At 71.5% G+C, this 18,508-nt stretch carries 18 protein-coding genes; 11 read left to right on the top strand and 7 right to left on the bottom strand.

Annotated features, from left to right (window positions below):
* The first annotated feature begins 62 nt into the window (after nt 1–62).
* Together ACGFIS_RS10955 and ACGFIS_RS10950 are read left to right on the top strand one after the other, a co-directional pair.
* The gene (locus tag ACGFIS_RS10955) at nt 63–1,949 is read left to right on the top strand and encodes a glycoside hydrolase family 15 protein (protein WP_392902196.1); all 1,887 of its coding nucleotides are present in this window, start codon (nt 63–65) and stop codon (nt 1,947–1,949) included.
* Nucleotides 1,950–2,317: 368 nt separating this feature from the next.
* The gene (locus ACGFIS_RS10950; protein ID WP_392970340.1) at nt 2,318–3,274 is read left to right on the top strand and encodes a septum formation family protein; all 957 of its coding nucleotides are present in this window, start codon (nt 2,318–2,320) and stop codon (nt 3,272–3,274) included.
* 58 nt (nt 3,275–3,332) lie between these two features.
* Here the strand turns inward: ACGFIS_RS10950 and secD are convergent, their stop codons facing one another.
* Together secD and ACGFIS_RS10940 are read right to left on the bottom strand one after the other, a co-directional pair.
* Entirely contained in the window at nt 3,333–5,612 is a 2,280-nt protein-coding gene (gene secD, locus ACGFIS_RS10945; RefSeq protein ID WP_392902192.1) for a protein translocase subunit SecD, read from the bottom strand.
* A gap of 63 nt (nt 5,613–5,675) precedes the next feature.
* On the bottom strand, nt 5,676–6,098 hold the full coding sequence (locus tag ACGFIS_RS10940) for a hypothetical protein (RefSeq protein ID WP_392970337.1): 423 nt from the start codon (nt 6,096–6,098) through the stop codon (nt 5,676–5,678).
* A 319-nt stretch (nt 6,099–6,417) separates the two neighbouring features.
* Between ACGFIS_RS10940 and ACGFIS_RS10935 the strand changes: the two genes are divergently transcribed.
* Nucleotides 6,418–7,083: a hypothetical protein gene (locus ACGFIS_RS10935; RefSeq protein ID WP_392902188.1), complete on the top strand. Its 666-nt coding sequence runs from the start codon at nt 6,418–6,420 to the stop codon at nt 7,081–7,083.
* Nucleotides 7,084–7,206: 123 nt separating this feature from the next.
* Here the strand turns inward: ACGFIS_RS10935 and ACGFIS_RS10930 are convergent, their stop codons facing one another.
* The 3 genes from ACGFIS_RS10930 to ACGFIS_RS10920 all read right to left on the bottom strand — a co-directional run bounded on the left by ACGFIS_RS10930 (nt 7,207) and on the right by ACGFIS_RS10920 (nt 10,510).
* Nucleotides 7,207–8,595, bottom strand: coding sequence for a glycine--tRNA ligase (locus ACGFIS_RS10930; RefSeq protein WP_392902186.1), 1,389 nt, complete (start codon nt 8,593–8,595; stop codon nt 7,207–7,209).
* A gap of 173 nt (nt 8,596–8,768) precedes the next feature.
* Nucleotides 8,769–10,082, bottom strand: coding sequence for a DUF1906 domain-containing protein (locus ACGFIS_RS10925; protein WP_392902185.1), 1,314 nt, complete (start codon nt 10,080–10,082; stop codon nt 8,769–8,771).
* 143 nt (nt 10,083–10,225) lie between these two features.
* Entirely contained in the window at nt 10,226–10,510 is a 285-nt protein-coding gene (locus ACGFIS_RS10920; RefSeq protein WP_392902183.1) for an antibiotic biosynthesis monooxygenase family protein, read from the bottom strand.
* Nucleotides 10,511–10,589: 79 nt separating this feature from the next.
* On the opposite strand from ACGFIS_RS10920, the gene ACGFIS_RS10915 reads away from it, so the two are divergent.
* From ACGFIS_RS10915 to ACGFIS_RS10885, 7 genes are all read left to right on the top strand, one after another.
* Nucleotides 10,590–10,916 carry a DUF6703 family protein gene (locus ACGFIS_RS10915; protein WP_392902181.1) on the top strand — a complete coding sequence of 109 codons (327 nt, stop codon included), beginning with the start codon at nt 10,590–10,592 and terminating at the stop codon, nt 10,914–10,916.
* Nucleotides 10,917–10,948: 32 nt separating this feature from the next.
* On the top strand, nt 10,949–11,917 hold the full coding sequence (locus tag ACGFIS_RS10910) for a metal ABC transporter substrate-binding protein (RefSeq protein ID WP_392902179.1): 969 nt from the start codon (nt 10,949–10,951) through the stop codon (nt 11,915–11,917).
* A gap of 77 nt (nt 11,918–11,994) precedes the next feature.
* Nucleotides 11,995–12,687, top strand: coding sequence for a metal ABC transporter ATP-binding protein (locus ACGFIS_RS10905; protein ID WP_392902877.1), 693 nt, complete (start codon nt 11,995–11,997; stop codon nt 12,685–12,687).
* Complete coding sequence (locus tag ACGFIS_RS10900) at nt 12,684–13,589, top strand: metal ABC transporter permease (RefSeq protein WP_392902177.1); 906 nt, start codon at nt 12,684–12,686, stop codon at nt 13,587–13,589. The genes ACGFIS_RS10905 and ACGFIS_RS10900 overlap by 4 nt, the downstream gene beginning before the upstream one ends.
* Nucleotides 13,586–13,972 carry a Fur family transcriptional regulator gene (locus ACGFIS_RS10895; protein WP_392970334.1) on the top strand — a complete coding sequence of 129 codons (387 nt, stop codon included), beginning with the start codon at nt 13,586–13,588 and terminating at the stop codon, nt 13,970–13,972. Before ACGFIS_RS10900 ends, ACGFIS_RS10895 begins: the two co-directional genes overlap by 4 nt.
* A gap of 178 nt (nt 13,973–14,150) precedes the next feature.
* Entirely contained in the window at nt 14,151–15,764 is a 1,614-nt protein-coding gene (locus ACGFIS_RS10890) for a M4 family metallopeptidase (protein WP_392970331.1), read from the top strand.
* A gap of 145 nt (nt 15,765–15,909) precedes the next feature.
* Complete coding sequence (locus ACGFIS_RS10885; protein WP_392902171.1) at nt 15,910–16,335, top strand: OsmC family protein; 426 nt, start codon at nt 15,910–15,912, stop codon at nt 16,333–16,335.
* Nucleotides 16,336–16,347: 12 nt separating this feature from the next.
* Here ACGFIS_RS10885 and ACGFIS_RS10880 read toward each other — a convergent pair whose 3' ends face one another.
* Together ACGFIS_RS10880 and recO are read right to left on the bottom strand one after the other, a co-directional pair.
* A complete protein-coding gene (locus ACGFIS_RS10880; protein ID WP_392902169.1) occupies nt 16,348–17,148 on the bottom strand; it encodes an isoprenyl transferase in 801 nt (266 codons plus the stop codon).
* Nucleotides 17,145–17,942 carry a DNA repair protein RecO gene (recO, locus tag ACGFIS_RS10875; RefSeq protein WP_392902167.1) on the bottom strand — a complete coding sequence of 266 codons (798 nt, stop codon included), beginning with the start codon at nt 17,940–17,942 and terminating at the stop codon, nt 17,145–17,147. Before recO ends, ACGFIS_RS10880 begins: the two co-directional genes overlap by 4 nt.
* A 252-nt stretch (nt 17,943–18,194) precedes the next feature.
* On the opposite strand from recO, the gene ACGFIS_RS10870 reads away from it, so the two are divergent.
* Nucleotides 18,195–18,446, top strand: a complete 252-nt coding sequence (locus ACGFIS_RS10870) for a protealysin inhibitor emfourin (RefSeq protein WP_392902165.1) — start codon at nt 18,195–18,197, stop codon at nt 18,444–18,446.
* The last annotated feature ends 62 nt before the right edge of the window (nt 18,447–18,508 follow it).

Here is an 18,508-nt window from a genome sequence, read left to right as displayed (position 1 = left end):
CAATGGGTACCCCGACGTACCCATCGCAAGGAGAGTGAATGATGGATCAAGGAGGTGAGGTTATGAGGCCGAGAGTCGCCGGCGGCCGGGCGGGTGATCCGTTCGCCCCCATCGCCGATTTCGGGTTCCTGTCCGACTGCGAGACGACCGCGCTGGTCGCGCCGAGCGGCAACATCGAGTGGATGTGCCTGCCCAGGATGGACTCGCCCAGCGTGTTCGGGTCGATCCTGGACCGCGACGCCGGGTACTTCCGGGTCGGCCCGGCGGGCGTCGAGGTGCCCGCCGCGCAGCGGTACATCCCCGGCACCATGGTGATGGAGACCACCTGGTGGGTGCACGGGGGCTGGCTGGTGGTGACGGACGCGCTTCTGATGGGGCCGTGGCACCACGAGACGGAACGGTCCCACACGCACCGCAGGGCCCCGACGGACTACGACGCCGACCATGTCCTGCTGCGGATGGTGCGGTGCGTGAACGGCCAGGTCCAGGTCCGCCTCGACTGCATGCCGGTGTTCGACTACGGCCAGACGCCCGCCCGCTGGGAGCACACCGGCGCCGGGTACCACGAGGCCGTCGCGCGCGGCAACGGCGTCGGGCTGCGGCTCAGCACCGACATGAACGTCGGGTTCGAGGGGTCGCTCGCGACGTCCCGGACGCTGCTGAAGCAGGGCGAGTCCCGGTTCGTCGCGCTGTCGTGGAGCGAGCACGCGGCGCCCGCGTCCTATGAGGAGGCGAACGAGCGGCTCGTCTGGACGGTCCACCACTGGCAGCACTGGCTGGACCGGGGCCGCTTCCCCGACCACCCGTGGCGCAGCCATCTGCAGCGCAGCGCCCTCACCCTCAAGGGCCTGACGTTCGCGCCCTCCGGCGCGGTGGCGGCCGCGGCGACGACGTCGCTGCCGGAGACGCCGGGCGGCGACCGGAACTGGGACTACCGCTACACCTGGATCCGCGACTCCACGATGGCGCTGTGGGCGTTCTACACCCTCGGCTACGACTGGGAGGCCAACGACTTCTTCTACTTCATCACCGATGTCGCCGAGGCCGCCGAGGGCAAGCTGCAGATCATGTACGGGCTGGACGGGCGGGAGGAGCTGCCCGAGTCCACGCTGGACCACCTCACGGGCTACGACAACGCCCGCCCCGTCCGCATCGGCAACGAGGCGTACATGCAGGCGCAGCACGACGTGTGGGGCGCGATCATCGGCTCCATCTACCTGTTCGTGCGCAAACGCGACCGGCTCGACGACCGGCTCTGGAAGATCATTATCAAGCAGGTGGAGGACGCCCTCGCCACCTGGCGGACCCCCGACTGCGGCATGTGGGAGGTCCGCGGCGAGCCGCAGCACTTCACCTCGTCCAAGATCTTCTGCTGGGTCGCGGCCGACCGCGGCGCCCGCCTCGCCCGCGTCCGCGGCGATCAGGACCGGGCCCGGCGCTGGCAGGCCGCCGCCGACGAGATCCACGCCGACGTGATGGCGAACGCGCTGGACGAGCGCGGCGTCTTCACCGCGCATTACGGCGCGACGGCACTGGACGCCTCGGCGCTGCTGATCCCGATGCTCGGCTTCCTGCCCGCCGACGACAAGCGCGTCCGCGAGACCGTCCTCGCCATCGCCGACGAGCTGTCGGAGGACGACCTCGTCCTGCGCTACCGGGCCGCGGAGACCGACGACGGGTTCGAGTCGGAGGAGGGCACCTTCACGATCTGCTCGTTCTGGCTGGTCAGCACGCTGGTGATGATCGGTGAGCTGGAACGGGCGCGGGCCCTGTGCGAGAAGCTGCTGTCCTATGCCAGCCCGCTGCAGCTGTACTCGGAGGAGATCGACCCGCACACCGGGCGCCACCTCGGCAACTTCCCGCAGGCGTTCACGCACCTCGCGCTGATCAACGCGGTCATGCAGGTGATCAGGGCGGAGAACAACGAACCCCAGCCGCCCCTGGCCTGACCCTTCGCCGTGGCCGGGCCGCAGCCCCGGCCACGGCGACCCCCTGGTCACAAGTCTGCGACATCCGCCGGAAATGCCTCGATTGCCGAGAATTCCCGGCCTACTGTTCGGCCGTGACCACGCCACCACCCTCTGACGATGTCCCGGACGACCCAGAACCGGCCACCCAATGGGCCCCACCCGACGCGCCCGCACCGGACGACACGACGGTGCCGGACGACACGGCGCCCGGCTCGCCGCCACCGGACGAGCACGTACCGCCCGCCGCCGAACCCGCGCCCGCGGGAACACCGGTGTGGGGCGCGCCTCCCGGCGTCCAGGGGCCACCGCCTCCGCCCGCCCCCGCCCGGACGAACCGGCTCGCCATCGTGGCGCTCGTCACCGGGCTCCTCGGCCTGATCCTGCTCGCGGTCGGCTTCGCCATCGCCGCACTCGTGCAGACCGGCCGCCGCGGCGAAAAGGGCAAGGGCCTGGCCATCGGCGGGCTCGCGGCATCGGTGGTCTGGGTCGTCGCCGCCGTGGTCGTCGCGGCCCTGACCGTGACCTCCGTGTTCTCAGTGGACCGCGACGACGAGGGCCGCGTCACCAAGAGCGGCAAGGTACTGGCATCGACCCTGCGGTCCGGTGACTGCTTCATCGGCGACGGCACCGGCTTCGTCACCGCGGTGCCGTGCACCCAGCCCCATGACAGCGAGGTCATCGCGACTTCGACACTCCCGGAGGAGCCGTACCCGGGCGACGATGCGGTCGAGATAGCTGTGACGCGGTTGTGCAATCAGCAGACCCTCTACCTACAGAAAAGCCGCCATTTCCGGGATCTGCGCTACCACAACCTGTTGCCCGACGAGCTGAGCTGGGAGAACGGCGACCGCAAGGCGACGTGCACCGCGCACTACATCGGCCCCGGAACGCTCACGTCACCGCTCGTCGCGACGGTGGACACCGACCTCAAGACCTACCGGGAACTCGCGGTGGGCGACTGCCTCAAGGACTGGGCGACGGACGCCATTGTCATGACAGCCGGCTCCTGCACCGAACCGCACGAGATCCAGATCTACGCCATCTTCCAGATACCCACGGAGGAGAACTACTTTCCCGGTGCTCCTCCCCCCTACCCCGGGGAGGAGGCGCTCGAGAAAGGGGCGACCCGCGGGTGCGAGAAGCGTGCGGAGAAGCTCTTCAGGAAGCATCCACCGCAGGTTCCGGTCGAAGCGGGGTTCGTGTGGCCGAACCGTCTGAACTGGGAGTACGGCAACACGCAGATCATCTGCATGGTCACAGGCGCGAACGGGGGGCTCCTGAAGCGGTCGGTGGTACCGCGCTGAGCCCGCCGCCGCCGTGCCGCCGGTGCCCGCGATGGGCACCGGCGGCACGGGCGGACGGCTAGACGACGGCGCCCGAGCTGTCGGACGTGCGGTGGACCGGCTTCTTGGGCTTGTCCTTGGGCTGCGGCGGCGGCGCCTTCGCGAAGCGCTCCAGGACGATCGCCACAGGCGTCGCGGTGAACACGCTGGAGTACGTCCCGACGACGATGCCGATCAGCAGCGCGATGGCGAAGTCCGTCAGCGAGTCACCGCCGAGGAAGGCCAGCGCCCCCAGGATGAACAGCGCGCCCATACCGGTGTTGATCGTCCGCGGGACGGTCTGCAGGGTGCCCCGGTTCGCGATGTCGGCGAACCGGCCCTTGGGGTTGGCGCCCCACAGTTCCCGGATGCGGTCGAACACGACGACCGAGTCGTTCACCGAGTATCCGATGATCGTGAGCAGCGCGGCGAGGAAGACGCCGTCGATCGGTTTGCCGAGCCAGGCGAAGACACCGGTGACGATCATGATGTCGTGGAACATCGCGACCACCGCGCCGGCGGCGAACGTCCAGCGGAACCTGATCGTCAGGTAGGCGAGCTGCGCGAGCAGGGCGAGACCGAGGGCGATCAGCGCGTTCTTCCGCAGTTCGTCGCCGAGGCTGGGCCCGATCAGCTCGTCGCGTTCCTTGGTGGCCTCGCCGCCCTTCTCCGCCAGGGCCTCCTGGATGTTCTTCACGTCCTGGTTGGTGAGGTCGGAGGTCCGGACGGAGATGTCGTCCTCCCCCGAGGTCTGCACGATGGCGCGCGGGAATCCGGCGTCGGAGACGGCGGAGCGGGCCACGTCGATGTCGATGGGGCGGCTCGTGGAGTACTCCACGATGCGCCCGCCGGTGAACTCCACTCCGAAGTTGAGGCCCTGGACGACGATCCCGGTCGCGGCGGCGACGATGGCGAGGCCGGAGATGCCGAGCCAGAGCGTCCTGCGCTTCATCAGGTCGGGGCCGCTCTCCTCCAGCCAGCGCCTGATGCGCCCGGCGCCGCTGAGACCGCCCGCCCTGCCCTTGGTGAGCTTGGGGAACCGCGCGGCGGCGGCGTCGGTGAGGACGCGGCTCACCAGCATCGCGGAGATGAGGGAGCCGATCACACCGATGGTGAGGGTGACACCGAAGCCCTTCACCGGGCCGGAGGCGAGGAAGAACAGGAGCGCACCGGCGAGCAGCGTGGTGACGGCGGTGTCGGCGATCGCCGACCAGGCCTTGTTGAACCCGGTCGCCAGCGCCGTTCGCGCCCGTCGTCCCGGATGCTCCGCGACCTCCTCTCTCGCGCGTTCGAAGGCGAGCACGTTCGCGTCGATCGCCATGCCGATGGCCAGGACGAACCCGGCCAGGCCGGGCAAGGTCAGCGTCGCCCCGATCGCGACGAGGGCGCCGTAGGAGATCAGCGCGTACCCGGCCAGCGCGACGGTGGCGAGCAGGCCGACGAGGCGGTAGACCGCGATGATGAACAGCCCGGTCAGGATGATGCCGATGACCGCGGCCTTGGCGCTGGCGTCGATCGCCTCGTCGCCCAGCGTCGGGCCGACCACCCGCTGCTCGATGATCTTCACGGGCACCGGGAGCGCGCCGCCCTCGATGAGGGCCGCGAGGTCCTTGGCCTCCTCGGGACTGAAGTCACCGGTGATCTGGGTCGATCCGCCGGTGATCCCGATGCCGCAGGCGACGCTCTGGGTGACCTGCGGCGAGGAGATCACCTTGCCGTCCAGGACGATCGCGACCCGGCGCTCGTCGCCGGTCGCGCAGGCGGCCTTGGCGGTCAGCTTCTCCCAGGTCGACCCGCCGCTGCCCTTGAAGTCGACGTTGACGGCCCAGCCGCCGAGGTTCTGCGGATCGTAGGAGGCGCTCGCCTCGCCGATGCCCTCGCCGGTGAGCGCCGGGGGGCCGATGAGGATCGGCTGCCCGCTCTCGTCCGGGATGACCTTCTGGCCCTTCTTCTCGTCGGGCTTGCCGGTGTTGGCGAGCACGGGGTGCGCGGTGAGCTGCGCGGTCTTGCCGATCGCCTCGGTCGCCCGGGTCGGGTCCTGGACGTCGGGCAGTTCGACGATGATCCGCCGGTCGCCGGACCGGGTGATCGACGACTCCGCGACGCCGAGGGCGTCGATGCGGCGGCGCAGCACTTCCAGGGCCCGGTCGGTGGACTCCCGGTCGGCCTTCACCGTCGGCGAGTTCTGCGTCTCGAGAACGATCTGGGTGCCGCCGCGCAGGTCGAGGCCGAGGCGGGCGGGTTCGGTAAAGGCGAAGTAGAAGGATGTGGCGAGTATGGCGAGAGCCAGTACCGCCCGCACCATGTTGGCGCGGTTCAAAGGGAGACCTCCACACGGGGATTCGGTTCCGCACCGCCGGGTGCGGAACCGCGGACGAAAGACTCAGATCCGTGTGGGCGCGGGCGGTGCGCGTCCGCGCGGCACGCCTTTCAGCACGACGCCCGGCGTGGTGAGGGCGGCGGCGGGGAGCCGCACGACGCGCGCGGACGGCGGCCGGACGTCGATGCCGGGCGCGGGGAACGTGGCGGGGGCGGGATGGGTGTCCGGCACCGCCGACGCGATGGCCTGCCGGGCCGCCACGGTGGTCACGGTCTGCGCTTGGACGCCGGGCCGCGGCTTGGCGGACGTCCGGCTCCGGGTGGAGGTGTGCTCGGCCACCCAGGTCCGGACGCCGGTGACGGCCCCGGTCGCGGCCGCCCCGCCTTGCGTACCGGACCCGGCGGGCCCGGCCATGAACCCGAGGAAACCCAGTGCGACGACGAGCAGGCGGGCGACGGGGAGGGACGGACGATGCAGCTCGCGCATTCCGCTCCTCCCTCGGTCCGTGGGTCGTCGTTCCGCCCGCGATGCCGGGGCGGCGGCGCGGGCGGTCCAGTCAAACTAACGCAGGTTCAGATTACGGGAGAGCGGTTCGCGCTTCGTCGGCGAAACACGGAGGCGGCGCTCCGTCAAGGCGACCCGGCGTGACAATGCCGTCGCCCCACCCGTCGCGGCGCCCGTACCTGCAGACACCAGTGCGTGTCCCAATCCGGCCAGGCCGGATTCGGCCTCCACCCATTGTCGGGGGGTGAAAAGCGAATTACTTTCGCGTACGCCCACCCCGAACCGGACAGAGGAGTTTCCGGTGGCACGTATCAGACAGGTCGTTGTCCTCGGCACGGCGGCGCTGACCGCCCTCACCGTGACAGCCGCCCCCGCCTCCGCCGCAACCACCACCATCCGCGCGGGCTCGGCGACCGCCAGCCCCTACTCCGGCAACGTCCAGGCGTCGCTGCTCGGCGAAGCCTCCGTCTCCGCGTCGATCGGCAGCGGCTCCTGTAGCGAGTCGACCATGACCGGCTCGATCAACTCCGACGGCACCGGCCTCGCCATCGACAGCGCCGGCTTCAGCGAATGCACCGGCACCGCCGGTGTGAGCATCACCGCGATGCAGCTGCCCTGGACCGGCGGCAACGTCACCTACGACGCGTCGCACACCAATGGCCGTGACGCCACGATCACCATCGCCAACTTCAGCGTCCGCGCGGTCGTGGACCTGTTCGGCGGGATCACCTGCAACTTCGGCGGCAACCTCACCGCCGACGCGTTCAACGGCGACAACGCCTCCCGGCCGGTCACCGACAACGGCGAAGCCCAGGTCGGCGTGGAGAACGCCACCGTGAACAAGCAGTCCGGCAGCAACTGGCTGTGCCCGTCCACCGCCCAGATCACCGCGACCTACGCGCTGCAGGGTGAGACCAGCGCCGGGTCCGGCACCTTCGACCAGTCCCTGTACGTCACCGGAAGCTGACGCTCCCGGACACGCTCCCGAAGACGCGCTCCCACAGAAGGACGCGGGCCGCCCCTGCGACAGCGGGGGCGGCCCGCGGCGGTTCTCCCGGCGGCGTCCGCGCGCCGGCCGCTCAGCAGCCGCTCAGCAGCCGACGAGCTGCGCGGCGAGGAACGCCTCGACCTGGCCCAGCCCGATGCGCTCCTGGCTCATCGAGTCGCGCTCCCGGATGGTCACCGCATCGTCCTCCAGGGTGTCGAAGTCGACCGTGACGCAGAACGGCGTGCCGATCTCGTCCTGGCGGCGGTAGCGGCGCCCGATGGCCCCCGCGTCGTCGAAGTCGACGTTCCAGTTGCGGCGCAGCCGCGCGGCGAGGTCGCGGGCCTTCGGCGACAGGTCGGCGTTGCGCGACAGCGGCAGCACCGCGACCTTGACCGGCGCGAGCCGGCGGTCGAGCCGCATGACCGTGCGCTTCTCCAGCTTGCCCTTGGCGTTGGGCGCCTCGTCCTCGGCGTAGGCGTCCATCATGAACGTCAGCGTGCAGCGGTCGACGCCCGCCGCCGGCTCGATCACGTACGGGACGTAGCGCTCACCGGACTCCTGGTCGAAGAACGACAGGTCGGCGCCGGACGCCTTGGAGTGCGTCGTCAGGTCGTAGTCGGTGCGGTTGGCGACGCCCTCCAGCTCGCCCCACTCGCTGCCGACGAAGTCGAACTTGTACTCGACGTCGACGGTGCGCTTGGAGTAGTGCGACAGCTTCTCCTGCGGGTGCTCGTACAGCCGCAGGTTGTCCTTGCGGATGCCGAGGTCGACGTACCACTGCAGGCGCTCGTCGATCCAGTACTGGTGCCAGTCCTCGTCGCTGCCGGGCTTGACGAAGAACTCCATCTCCATCTGCTCGAACTCGCGGGTCCGGAAGATGAAGTTGCCGGGCGTGATCTCGTTGCGGAACGACTTGCCGATCTGCCCGATGCCGAACGGCACCTTGCGGCGCGCGGACTGCTGGACGTTCAGGTAGTTGATGAAGATGCCCTGCGCCGTCTCGGGACGCAGGTAGGCCAGGCCCGACTCGTCCTCGACGGGGCCGAGGTAGGTCTTGAGGAGGCCGTTGAACATCTTCGGCTCGGTGAACGACCCCTTGACCCCGCAGTTCGGGCAGCCGAGGTCGGCCAGGCCGTTCGCCGGCGGGCGGCCGTGCTTCTCCTCGTAGGCCTCCTCCAGGTGGTCGGCCCGGAAGCGCTTGTGGCAGGACTGGCACTCGGTGAGCGGGTCGACGAACGCCTGGACGTGGCCGCTGGCCTCCCAGACCTCGCGCGCCAGGATGACGCACGAGTCGATGCCCACGACGTCGTCACGGCCCTGCACCATGGACTTCCACCACTGGCGCTTGACGTTGTTCTTCAGCTCGACGCCGAGCGGCCCGTAGTCCCAGGACGCGCGGAGCCCGCCGTAGATCTCGCTCGACGGGTAGACCAGGCCCCGCCGTTTGGCGAGGTTGACGATCGTGTCCAGCACATCGGAACGGCGTGCCATGAAAGATTCTCCATCCGGCTGGCGGTCGGCGGGACAGTGAGTGCGCCCCGGTCCCGCGACGGCGGCGGGCGGCGGCGAGTGTGATCCCCGGTGATGGTGCCCTGCGGCGCGGTCTTCGCCTGCGCCTGCGAGCGTTCCCAGCTTAGGGCACCGTAGCGGCTGGTAGGTGAATGCTAGTGGACACGGCCGTCGACGATGTTGCTGTCGATGTTGAGGGTGACGCCGCCGTGCCGTTCCCTGTGGTCGCCCCGGTACTGCTTGATGCGGCGGTGCGGGCGCCACCAGTGGTCCGGGATGAAGCGGTCGCCGTACACCTCGGCCTTGCCGTCCCAGTGGGCGAACCAGATGGCGGCGGGCTTGCTGATCCCGGTGGCGCGGCCCACGTCCCGGATGCCGGACGTGACGCTGCTGTAGAGGCAGGGCGTGTACCCGGCCCGCTTCAGCCTGCGGACCCAGTTGTCCACGAACCGCAGGACGGCGTCCCGGCAGCGGCGTTTCCCGGTGTCGTAGGCCTCCATGTCGAAGTAGATCGGCGCGCCCTCGGGGATGCCGAGCGCCTTGGCCTTGCGGGCGGCGTCCACCGCCGCCTTCCGGCCCTGTTTCGCGGCGTTCTCGGCGGTGAAGCGCTGCGGGCGGCTGCCGCAGGGGGCCTGCAGGCCGACGTAGGTGGGCGTGATGCGGTAGCCCATCTCGCGGACCTCGCGCACCCACGCCCGGGTGAGGTTGGGCTGCGCGCAGCCGCGGGCCGCGCCGCCGATGTAGATGTTGGTGACCTTGAACGAGGGCCGCCACGCCTTCATGGTCGCGAGGGACGGGGCCGTGCACGTGTCGAATCCCTTGCCCCGCACCCACTTCTCGTCCTCTGCGGCGGGCTCGCTCGCCACGGGCGGGCCGGGGGCCTCGCGCCTGATGCCGGTCCTGGACGGCTCGGGCGTGCTCGGCCCGGCGGACCAGTCCCCGGTGACCCGGGCGGCGCGCAGCATCCGCTGGAGGCGCGCCGGGTCCGTCCCGTACACGCCGGTGATCGTGACCCCGGCCTCGGGGAGCGCGAGGCTCATCTCGTGGTCGACGGTCGGCGTGATTCTGAGGGTGGCGAGCTCGTCGCCGCGCACGGCCGTCCGCGACGTCCGGCCGCCGCCGGCGGGCCGGACGTGGACGGCCTCGGTGCGGCCGACGATGCGGGCCGGGCAGTCGGGCTGCGGTCCCGGGCGGCCGAGGTAGACGGCGCGCCGGTCGTAGCGGACGCAGCGGGCCGGGTCCCGGTCGAGGCGGTGGACCTCCCAGCCGGCCGGGACGGTGATGCGCAGCCCCCGGTACTCGACGACGCGGGGGCCGGCCGGCGCCGCGTCCCCGGCCGGCGCGGCGCGGCGGGCCGGCGCGGAGGTCTCGCCGGGCGCGGGCCGCGCGGCGGCCGTCCCGAGGACGGCGAGGACGGGCGCGGCCGCCACCCCGCACAGGGCGGTGCCGAACAGGACGACATGGCGCATCTTCTCCCCCGGAAGGACACAGGATCCCCCGGGCGGGCGTCTCCCCGGAGGGCCACGGCATGATCGTGACGCGGCAAAGATGACCTTGACCGGGGACGTGAAACCGGGCGGGACGCTTCTTGCCGCATCCTTGACCCGCGGAATCAGGCGGAGCTGACGACCTCGTAGGCGCCGGGTTCGTCCACGGCCAGGGCGGCCAGGGGCATGAACAGCAGCCGCACCTCGTACACGCCGAGCGCGCGGCGGTAGTGCCCGGCGCCGTCCCATTCGGTGACCAGGGCCCACAGCCCGGGGTCGTCGACGGTCCTGGCGAGCCGGCCGGAGCGGAAGCCGGGGCTCGCCGACAGCGCCGTCAGCACCGCGGTCATGCTCTCGGCGAAGCCGCCGGAGTCCTCGGCCGGGACCCGGTACCGGGTTATCGCGATCATCGGTCAATCCTCGCAGCGAATCCGGCGTGGTGCGCCCGGCCCTCCCTGCGGCGAAGCGGGTTCGGTTACCTTGGGGCTCGTGAATTCGCGAGGTGAGCGGGCGGGAGCGCAGGGCACCGGGGGCGGGATGCGCGCGGCGGTCGAGCGGTGGAGCGCGGCGCCGGTGGTCTTCCTGCACCGGCTTCCGCGGTGGACGCTTCTCGTCGTGGTGTTCCTGCTGCTGGTGGTCGGCATGGCCGGAAGCGGCTGGGTGGCGGCCGCCGGGCTGCTGGTGCTGGCGGCGGCGCTGGCCTGGTTCGCCTACCTGAACTGGCCCGCGCTGGACGGTTCGGGAAGAATTCTGCGGGTCGTCGCGCTGGTGGTCCTGGTGGGATTCGCGGTGGGACGCGCACTTGACCGGTTTTGACAACCGTTTTCATCTTCGTCCATAATCACGATGTGCCCCGCTTCGGTGACCTCACCCGCCCGCGTCGCCGGCCCCGCGCCATCCCCGTGGCGGCGCTGGCCCTCGCCGGGCTCGCCGCCGCGCTGACGGGCTGCGCCGACGCCGGCGCCGACGCCCCACCTGGCAAGACCGTGGTCATCGCGTCGTTCTACCCGGTGGCCTGGCTGGCCGGGAAGGTCGGCGGAGACGACGTCTTCGTGCGGACGCTCACCGAGCCCGGGGCCGAGCCGCACGACCTGGAGCTGACCGCCCGGCAGGTCGCGAACGTCGTGGACGGCGACTTCGCCGTCCACATCGGAGGCGTCCAGCCGGCCGTCGACGAGGCCGTCCGGCGCCACGCCGGGGACAGGTCCCTCGACGCGGCGAGCGTGGTGCGGACGCTGCCGCCGCCGGACGAGACCCACGACGAAGAGGCGCACGACGGCATCCGGCACGAGGAGGCGGACCACGATCCGCACATCTGGCTCGACCCGAGCCGCATGGCCACGGTCGCGACCGCCCTCGGCGACCGGCTCGCCGCCGCGGACCCCGCCCGCGCGTCCGGCCACCGGGAGCGCGCCCGCTCCGCCGCCGCCGAGCTGGCCGCGCTCGACCGCGCGTTCCGGGACGGCCTGCGGACCTGCGAGCGGCGGGAGATCATCACCGCGCACGCCGCGTTCGGCTACCTGGCCGACCGCTACGGCCTGCGGCAGATCGCCGTCGCCGGGGTCGACCCGGCCGCCGAGCCCTCCCCCCGGCGGATGGCCGACCTGACGCGGCGGGTCTCCTCCACCGGCGCGACCACGGTCTTCACCGAGACGCTGGTCAGCCCGAAGGTCGCCGAGTCCCTGGCACGGGAGGCGGGCGTGCGGACCGCCGTGCTGGACCCGATCGAGGGCATCGAGGACGGCTCCCCCGACGACTACCTGACGATCATGCAGCGGAACCTGCGGACGCTGCGTCCCGCCCTGGAGTGCACATGAAGGACCGGCCGAACGTCCCGCCGCCCGCTGACCCGTTCGCCGAGCCGTTCACGGAGCCGTTCACGGAGCCGTTCACGATGAGCGGCGCGCACGTCCGGCGGGACGGCCGCGACGTCCTCGCCGGCATCGATCTGCGGGTCGGAGCCGGCGACGTGCTCGCCGTCCTCGGGCCGAACGGCGCGGGGAAGTCCACGCTGGCCAAGGCGCTGCTCGGGCTCGTCCCGCTGTCGGCCGGCCGGACCGAGATCTACGGTGAGCCGCCCGCGCGGTTCCGCGCCTGGAAGCGGATCGGATACGTCCCGCAGCGGCTGCCGATGGGCGGCGGGGTGCCGGCGACCGTCCGGGAGGTCGTGGCGTCCGGCCGGGTCGCCCGGACGTCCCGGTGGCGGCCCGCCCTGTTCAACGACCGGGCCGCCGACCGCGCCGCCGTGGACCGCGCCCTGAAGACGGTGGACCTCACCGGCCACGCGCGCGACTCGGCGCACCTGCTGTCGGGCGGGGAACAGCAGCGGGTGCTGATCGCCCGCGCCCTCGCCGGCGAGCCGGACGTGTTCGTGATGGACGAGCCCACCGCGGGCGTGGACGCGCGCAGCCAGGCCGCGCTCGCGTCGGCGCTGCACGAGCTGGCCGGGGCCGGGCGCACCGTGGTCCTGGTGACACACGAGCCCGGCCCGCTGGAACCGCTCATCACCCGGACGATCGAGCTGGGGCAGGGCCGCATCGTCCGCGAGACCACGGTGGAGAGCACCGCGATGGGAAGGCCCGCGTGAGCGAGATGCTGCAGTACGACTTCATGCGCATCGCCCTGGTCATGGCGGTGCTCATCGGGCTGGCCGCCCCGGCCGTGGGAACGTTCCTCGTCCAGCGCAAGCTGTCGCTGCTCGGCGACGGCATCGGGCACATCGCGCTGACCGGCATCGGGCTGGGCCTGCTCACGAGCACCTCCCCCGTCCTCGGCGCGCTGGTGGTGTCGGTGCTCGGCGCGGTGGCGATCGAGGTCCTGCGCGCCCGCAGCCGCAGCGGCGCCGACGTCGCGCTCGCGCTGCTGTTCTACGGCGGGCTCGCCGGCGGCGTGATCCTCACCAGCGCGAACGGCGGCGGCGGCACGAGCCTGCACGCGTACCTGTTCGGCTCGATCACGAGCGTGACCGTCACCGACCTGTACATGATCGCGGGCCTGGCCGCCGTCGTGCTCGGCATCGTCGCGCTGTTCGGCCGCGAGCTGTTCCTGCTGTGCCAGGACGAGGACGTGGCTCGCGCGGCGGGGCTGCCCGTCCGGTTCCTCAGCGTGCTGATCGCCGCGACCGCCGCGGTCACCGTCGTGATCTCGATGCGCGCGATCGGGCTGCTGCTGGTCAGCGCGCTGATGATCGTCCCGGTGGCGGCGGCGCAGCAGCTCACCCGGGGATTTCGGGGGACGATGCTGGTGGCGATGGCGGCCGGTGTACTGTCGGCCGTGTCGGGCCTGGCGGGCTCCTTCCAGTACGATCTGCCCCCGGGCCCCTCGATCGTGCTGCTGGCGCTGGCACTGTTCATGGCCGCGGTCGCCGGGGGCTCGGTGGTGCGTCGCAGGCGTGCGCGGTCCGCCGCGGCCGGGGACACCGTCCCCGCCACGGCCGGGTCCGGCGCCGAGACGCGGGTGGACGCCGAGGCGGAGGTGCTACGGGGATGACGACGGCCCGCCGGAACGCGGTACGGCAGGTGCTGGCCGGCTGCGAGGGCTTCCGCAGCGCCCAGGACATCTACGCCGACCTGCGTGCGGACGGCTCCAGGATCGGCCTCACCACGGTGTACCGGGCGCTGCAGGCGCTGAGCGACGCCGGCGAGGTCGACGTGCTGCGCACCGACGAGGGCGAGGCCGTCTACCGCGCCTGCCGGACCGAGGAGCACCACCATCACCTCGTCTGCCGCGACTGCGGCCGGACGGTGGAGGTCGAGGGCCCGGCCGTCGAGCGGTGGGCGGACGCCATCGCCGCCGAGCACGGTTTCGCCGACATCACGCACACCGTCGAGGTGTTCGGCACCTGCGCCGCGTGCACCGCGAAGAAGCGCTGACGCCGCCTTACGCGACATCGAGCGGAAACAAGGCGTGGAGTTCACACGCTCTGTAGGCAATCCTTGGCAAATTGCCATATCTACTTCCGAGTAGCCCTATGTCATAAATGTCCCCGTCGCCACGGCAGGCCCGACCACGGGCCCCGGGGGTGCGTGGCGCCCGCACGAGAGGGCGTTCATGACAAGACGGTCGTTCACCAGCCGACGGATCGTGCTCCTGGCCTCGGCGACCCTGCTCGCGACCGCCGGCACCGCCGTGCCCGCGTCCGCGCGACAGGCGCCGTCCCCACCCGACCCGCGCCAGGCCGCGGAGCGTGCGCTCGGCGCGCTCACCGCCCGCGGCGCCGAACGGAGCGGCGGGGACGGGCAGGCGTTCAAGGTCGTCCGGGTCACGATGGACCGCGACGGCACCTCCCACACCCGGATGATCCGCACCTTCGACGACCTCCCGGTCCTCGGCGGCGACATCGTCGTCCACCAGAGCGCGTCAGGCGCGTGGCGCGGCAGCAGCGGCACGCTCGCCGAAGCGCCGTCCGACTCCCGCCCGGAGGTACCCGCCAAGACCGCCGAGAAGCGTGCCGTCACCAAGAAGCGCAAGGCCGAGGGCTCGCCCGAACTCGTCGTCGAGGCCCGCACCGCCGACCACAGGCCCCGCCTCGCGTGGCGCGTCCAGACCGTCGGCAAGAAGGCGGACGGGACGCCCAGCCGCATCCTCACGTCCGTGGACGCCGCCACCGGCAAGGTCCTGCTGCGCGAGGAGACGATCCACACCGCGGCGGGCGACGGCAAGTCCCTCTACACCGGGACCGTCCCGCTGGAGACGACGGCGTCCGGCGGCACCTTCCAGCTGAAGGACCCGACGCGCGGCAACACCTACACCGGGGACGCCGAGAACCAGACCGACCTCTGCTTCCTCATCTGGTGCTTCTACCGCGCCCCGGCGACGCTGTTCACCGACGCCGACAACCACTGGGGCAGCGGCACCACCGCCGACCGCGCCACCGTCGCCGTCGACGCCCAGTTCGGCACCGCCATGACGTGGGACTTCTACGAGAACGTCTTCGGCCGCAACGGCATCGCCGACGACGGCAAGGGATCGTTCAACCGCGTCCACTACGGCGACGGCTACGCCAACGCGTTCTGGGACCCCTCGTGCTTCTGCATGACGTACGGCGACGGTGACGGCGTCAACCTCGGGCCGCTCACGTCCCTCGACGTGGCCGCGCACGAGATGAGCCACGGCGTGACCACCTCCACCGCGAACCTCACCTACAGCGGCGAGTCCGGCGGGCTCAACGAGGCGACGTCCGACATCATGGCCGCCGCCGTCGAGTTCTACGCGAACAACTCCGCCGACGTGGGCGACTACCTGGTCGGCGAGAAGATCGTCCTGCCCGGCTTCGGCAACCCCGCCCTGCGCTTCATGGACCGGCCCAGCAGGGACGGCGACTCCGCCGACGCCTGGTCGTCCGACACCAAGAACCTCGACGTGCACTACTCCTCCGGCGTCGGCAACCACTTCTTCTACCTGCTGGCCGAGGGCAGCGGCGCGAAGACGATCAACGGCGTCTCCTACGACAGCCCGACGTCGAACGGCTCCACGATCACCGGCATCGGCCGGGACGCCGCCACCAAGATCTGGTACCGGGCGCTGACCACCTACATGACGTCCTCGACCGACTACCAGGGCGCACGCACCGCGACCCTGAACGCGGCCACGGACCTCTATGGCGCGGGCAGCACCCAGTACGCCACGGTGGCCGCCGCCTGGTCCGCCGTGAACGTCAACTAGCCATCCCCTCAGGGGGCCACCGCCCCCGAGGGCCGGAGCCCCTGTTCCGGGGACGGGAAGCCCCGCGCCCGCGGCCGATCTGACACGCGGACGCGGGGCTTCCCCTACATCACCTGGCCGGGCACGGCCGTGGGAGGATCGGAACATGGCTACGACACGTACCGCGAACGCGCATTGGGAAGGGCCGCTCACCAGCGGCCAGGGGACCGTCTCGCTGGACTCCTCGAAGCTCGGCACCTACGACGTGACCTGGGCGTCGCGATCCGAGGAGCCGGGCGGAAGGACGAGCCCGGAGGAGCTCATCGCCGCCGCCCACTCCACCTGCTATTCGATGGCACTCTCGCACGCCCTCGCCGGCGCGGGGACGCCGCCGGCGAAGGTGGACACCAAGGCCGAGGTCACGTTCCAGCCCGGTGAGGGCATCACCGGCATCCACCTGACCGTCCGGGCCGACGTGCCCGGCCTGTCCCCGGCCGACTTCGAGAAGGCCGCCCAGGACGCCAAGACCGGCTGCCCCGTCAGCCAGGCGCTCACCGGCACCACCATCACCCTGGACGCGGCCCTGGCCTGATCCGAGGGCGGCTCAGCCGGTCGCGGCGGCGGGTTCCACCTTGTTCGGGACGGCGCCGCCGTACCGGCGGTCGCGGGATGCGTAGAGTTCGCACGCGTGCCACAGGTGGCGGCGGTCGAAGTCGGGCCAGAGCGTGTCGAGGAAGACCATCTCCGCGTACGCCGACTGCCAGAGCAGGAAGTTGGACGTGCGCTGCTCCCCCGACGAGCGCAGGAACAGGTCCACGTCCGGGATGCCGGGCTCGTCCAGGTACCGGGCGAAGACCTTCTCGGTGATCTTGTCGGGGTTGAGCCTGCCGTCGCGGACGTCCCGCGCGATCGCCGCCGCCGCGTCCACGATCTCGGCGCGGCCGCCGTAGTTCACGCAGAACTGCAGGGTGAGGACGTCGTTGTCGCGCGTCATCTCCTCGGCCGTCTCCAGCTCCCTGATGACGCTGCGCCACAGCCGCGGCCGCCGGCCCGCCCACCGGACCCGCACGCCCATCGAGTGGAGCTGGTCGCGGCGGCGCCGGATCACATCCCGGTTGAAGCCCATGAGGAAGCGCACCTCGTCCGGCGAGCGCTTCCAGTTCTCGGTGGAGAACGCGTACGCCGACAGGTACGGGACGCCGAGTTCGATCGCCCCCATGATGACGTCGAAGAGCGAGTCCTCGCCGCGCTTGTGTCCTTCGGTGCGCGGCAGCCCGCGCTCCTTGGCCCAGCGGCCGTTGCCGTCCATGACGATGGCGACGTGCCGTGGCACCAGGTCCGCGGGGATCGGGGGCGGCGTGGCGCCGTCCCGATGCGGATCCGGCGGCGATACGGCCCTGCTCACACTCTCTCCCTGGTGGTGTCGTCCCCGGTGGTCCGGGTGCCTGCGGCGTCTTCGGTGGACCCCGTGTCGCGTTCGACATGGCGCAGGGACCGGATTCCGTGCTCCAGATGCCACTGGAGGTAGGCGGCCACCAGGCCGCTGGTCTCCATCCGGTGGCGCTGCTCGCTGCCGTCGGCGGTCTCCCAGTCGCCGCGCAGCAGCGCCAGCATCAGCGCGAACGTCGGCGGGGCGGGGGTCGCGGCGCCCGGCCGGCGGCAGTTCGCGCAGACCGCGCCGCCCGCCGCGATCGCGAACCCGCGCAGCCCGCCGCGGGTTCCGCAGCGGCAGCACTCGTCGAGCGCGGGGGCCCATCCGGCGACCGACAGCGAGCGCAGCAGGTAGGCGTCCAGGACGAGCCGCGGGTCATGGCCGCGTTCGGCGAGCGTGCGCAGACCGCCGACCAGGAGCAGGAACTGCCGGAGCGCGGGCTCGCCCTCCTCGGCCGTGAGCTTCTCCGCGGTCTCCAGCATCGCCGTCCCCGCCGTGTAGCGGGGATAGTCGGTGACCAGCGCCTCCCCGTACGGGCGCAGCGTCTCGGCCTGCGTGATCAGGTCGAGGGAGCGCCGCTCGTACAGCTGGAGGTCCACGTGCGTGAACGGCTCCAGCCGCGCCCCGAACCGGGACCTGGTCTTGCGGACCCCCTTCGCCGCGGCGCGGATCCGGCCGGTGCGCCGGGTCAGCACCGTCACGATGCGGTCGGCCTCGCCCAGCTTCTGGGTGCGCAGGACGATGCCTTCGTCGCGGTAGAGGGTCACCCGTTCATTCTGACGCACACCACCCGATGCCTCGGTGCCGCGGCCGGGCATCTCCCCATGATCTTCGCAAGTCTCCCGGACGATAGCACTACGCTGGATAACAATTACATAGCGTGACCGGATTCGGCCGTAGTGTCCTGCCGAAAGTTGTGGCTCGAACCACCCGGAGCTGGCAGCGTTGTGGCATGAGATTCCCCGTGGGCCGGGCTTGGGCGGGAGAAGATGTCCTCATGGAGGCGAACGGATAGCGAAGTGAGAGTGAAAGTCGTCCGCAGCGGAGGATTCGCGGGGATCGAACGGCGCGCCGAGTCCGACAGCGCCAGCGATCCCATGCTGACAAGGCTCGTCGGCCGCGTCGACCTGAACACGGTCCCGCCGCCGGGCCGAATCCCCGATCAGTTCCTGTACGAAATCGACATCGACGGCGACCGGACCACCGTCGGTGAGGCCCAGCTCCACGGCGCCCTCCGCGAACTGGTCCACCACGTCCTGGGCCGCGCTTGATCCATCCGGCGGGGCCGGCGGTCGTCATGGTGGGGCCGAGTGGCGGTCCCGGGGCCGCCGGC

This window comes from Spirillospora sp. NPDC048824 (assembly GCF_043198455.1).
GTDB lineage: Bacteria > Actinomycetota > Actinomycetes > Streptosporangiales > Streptosporangiaceae > Spirillospora.
This window is presented reverse-complemented; position numbering and strand designations above follow the sequence as displayed.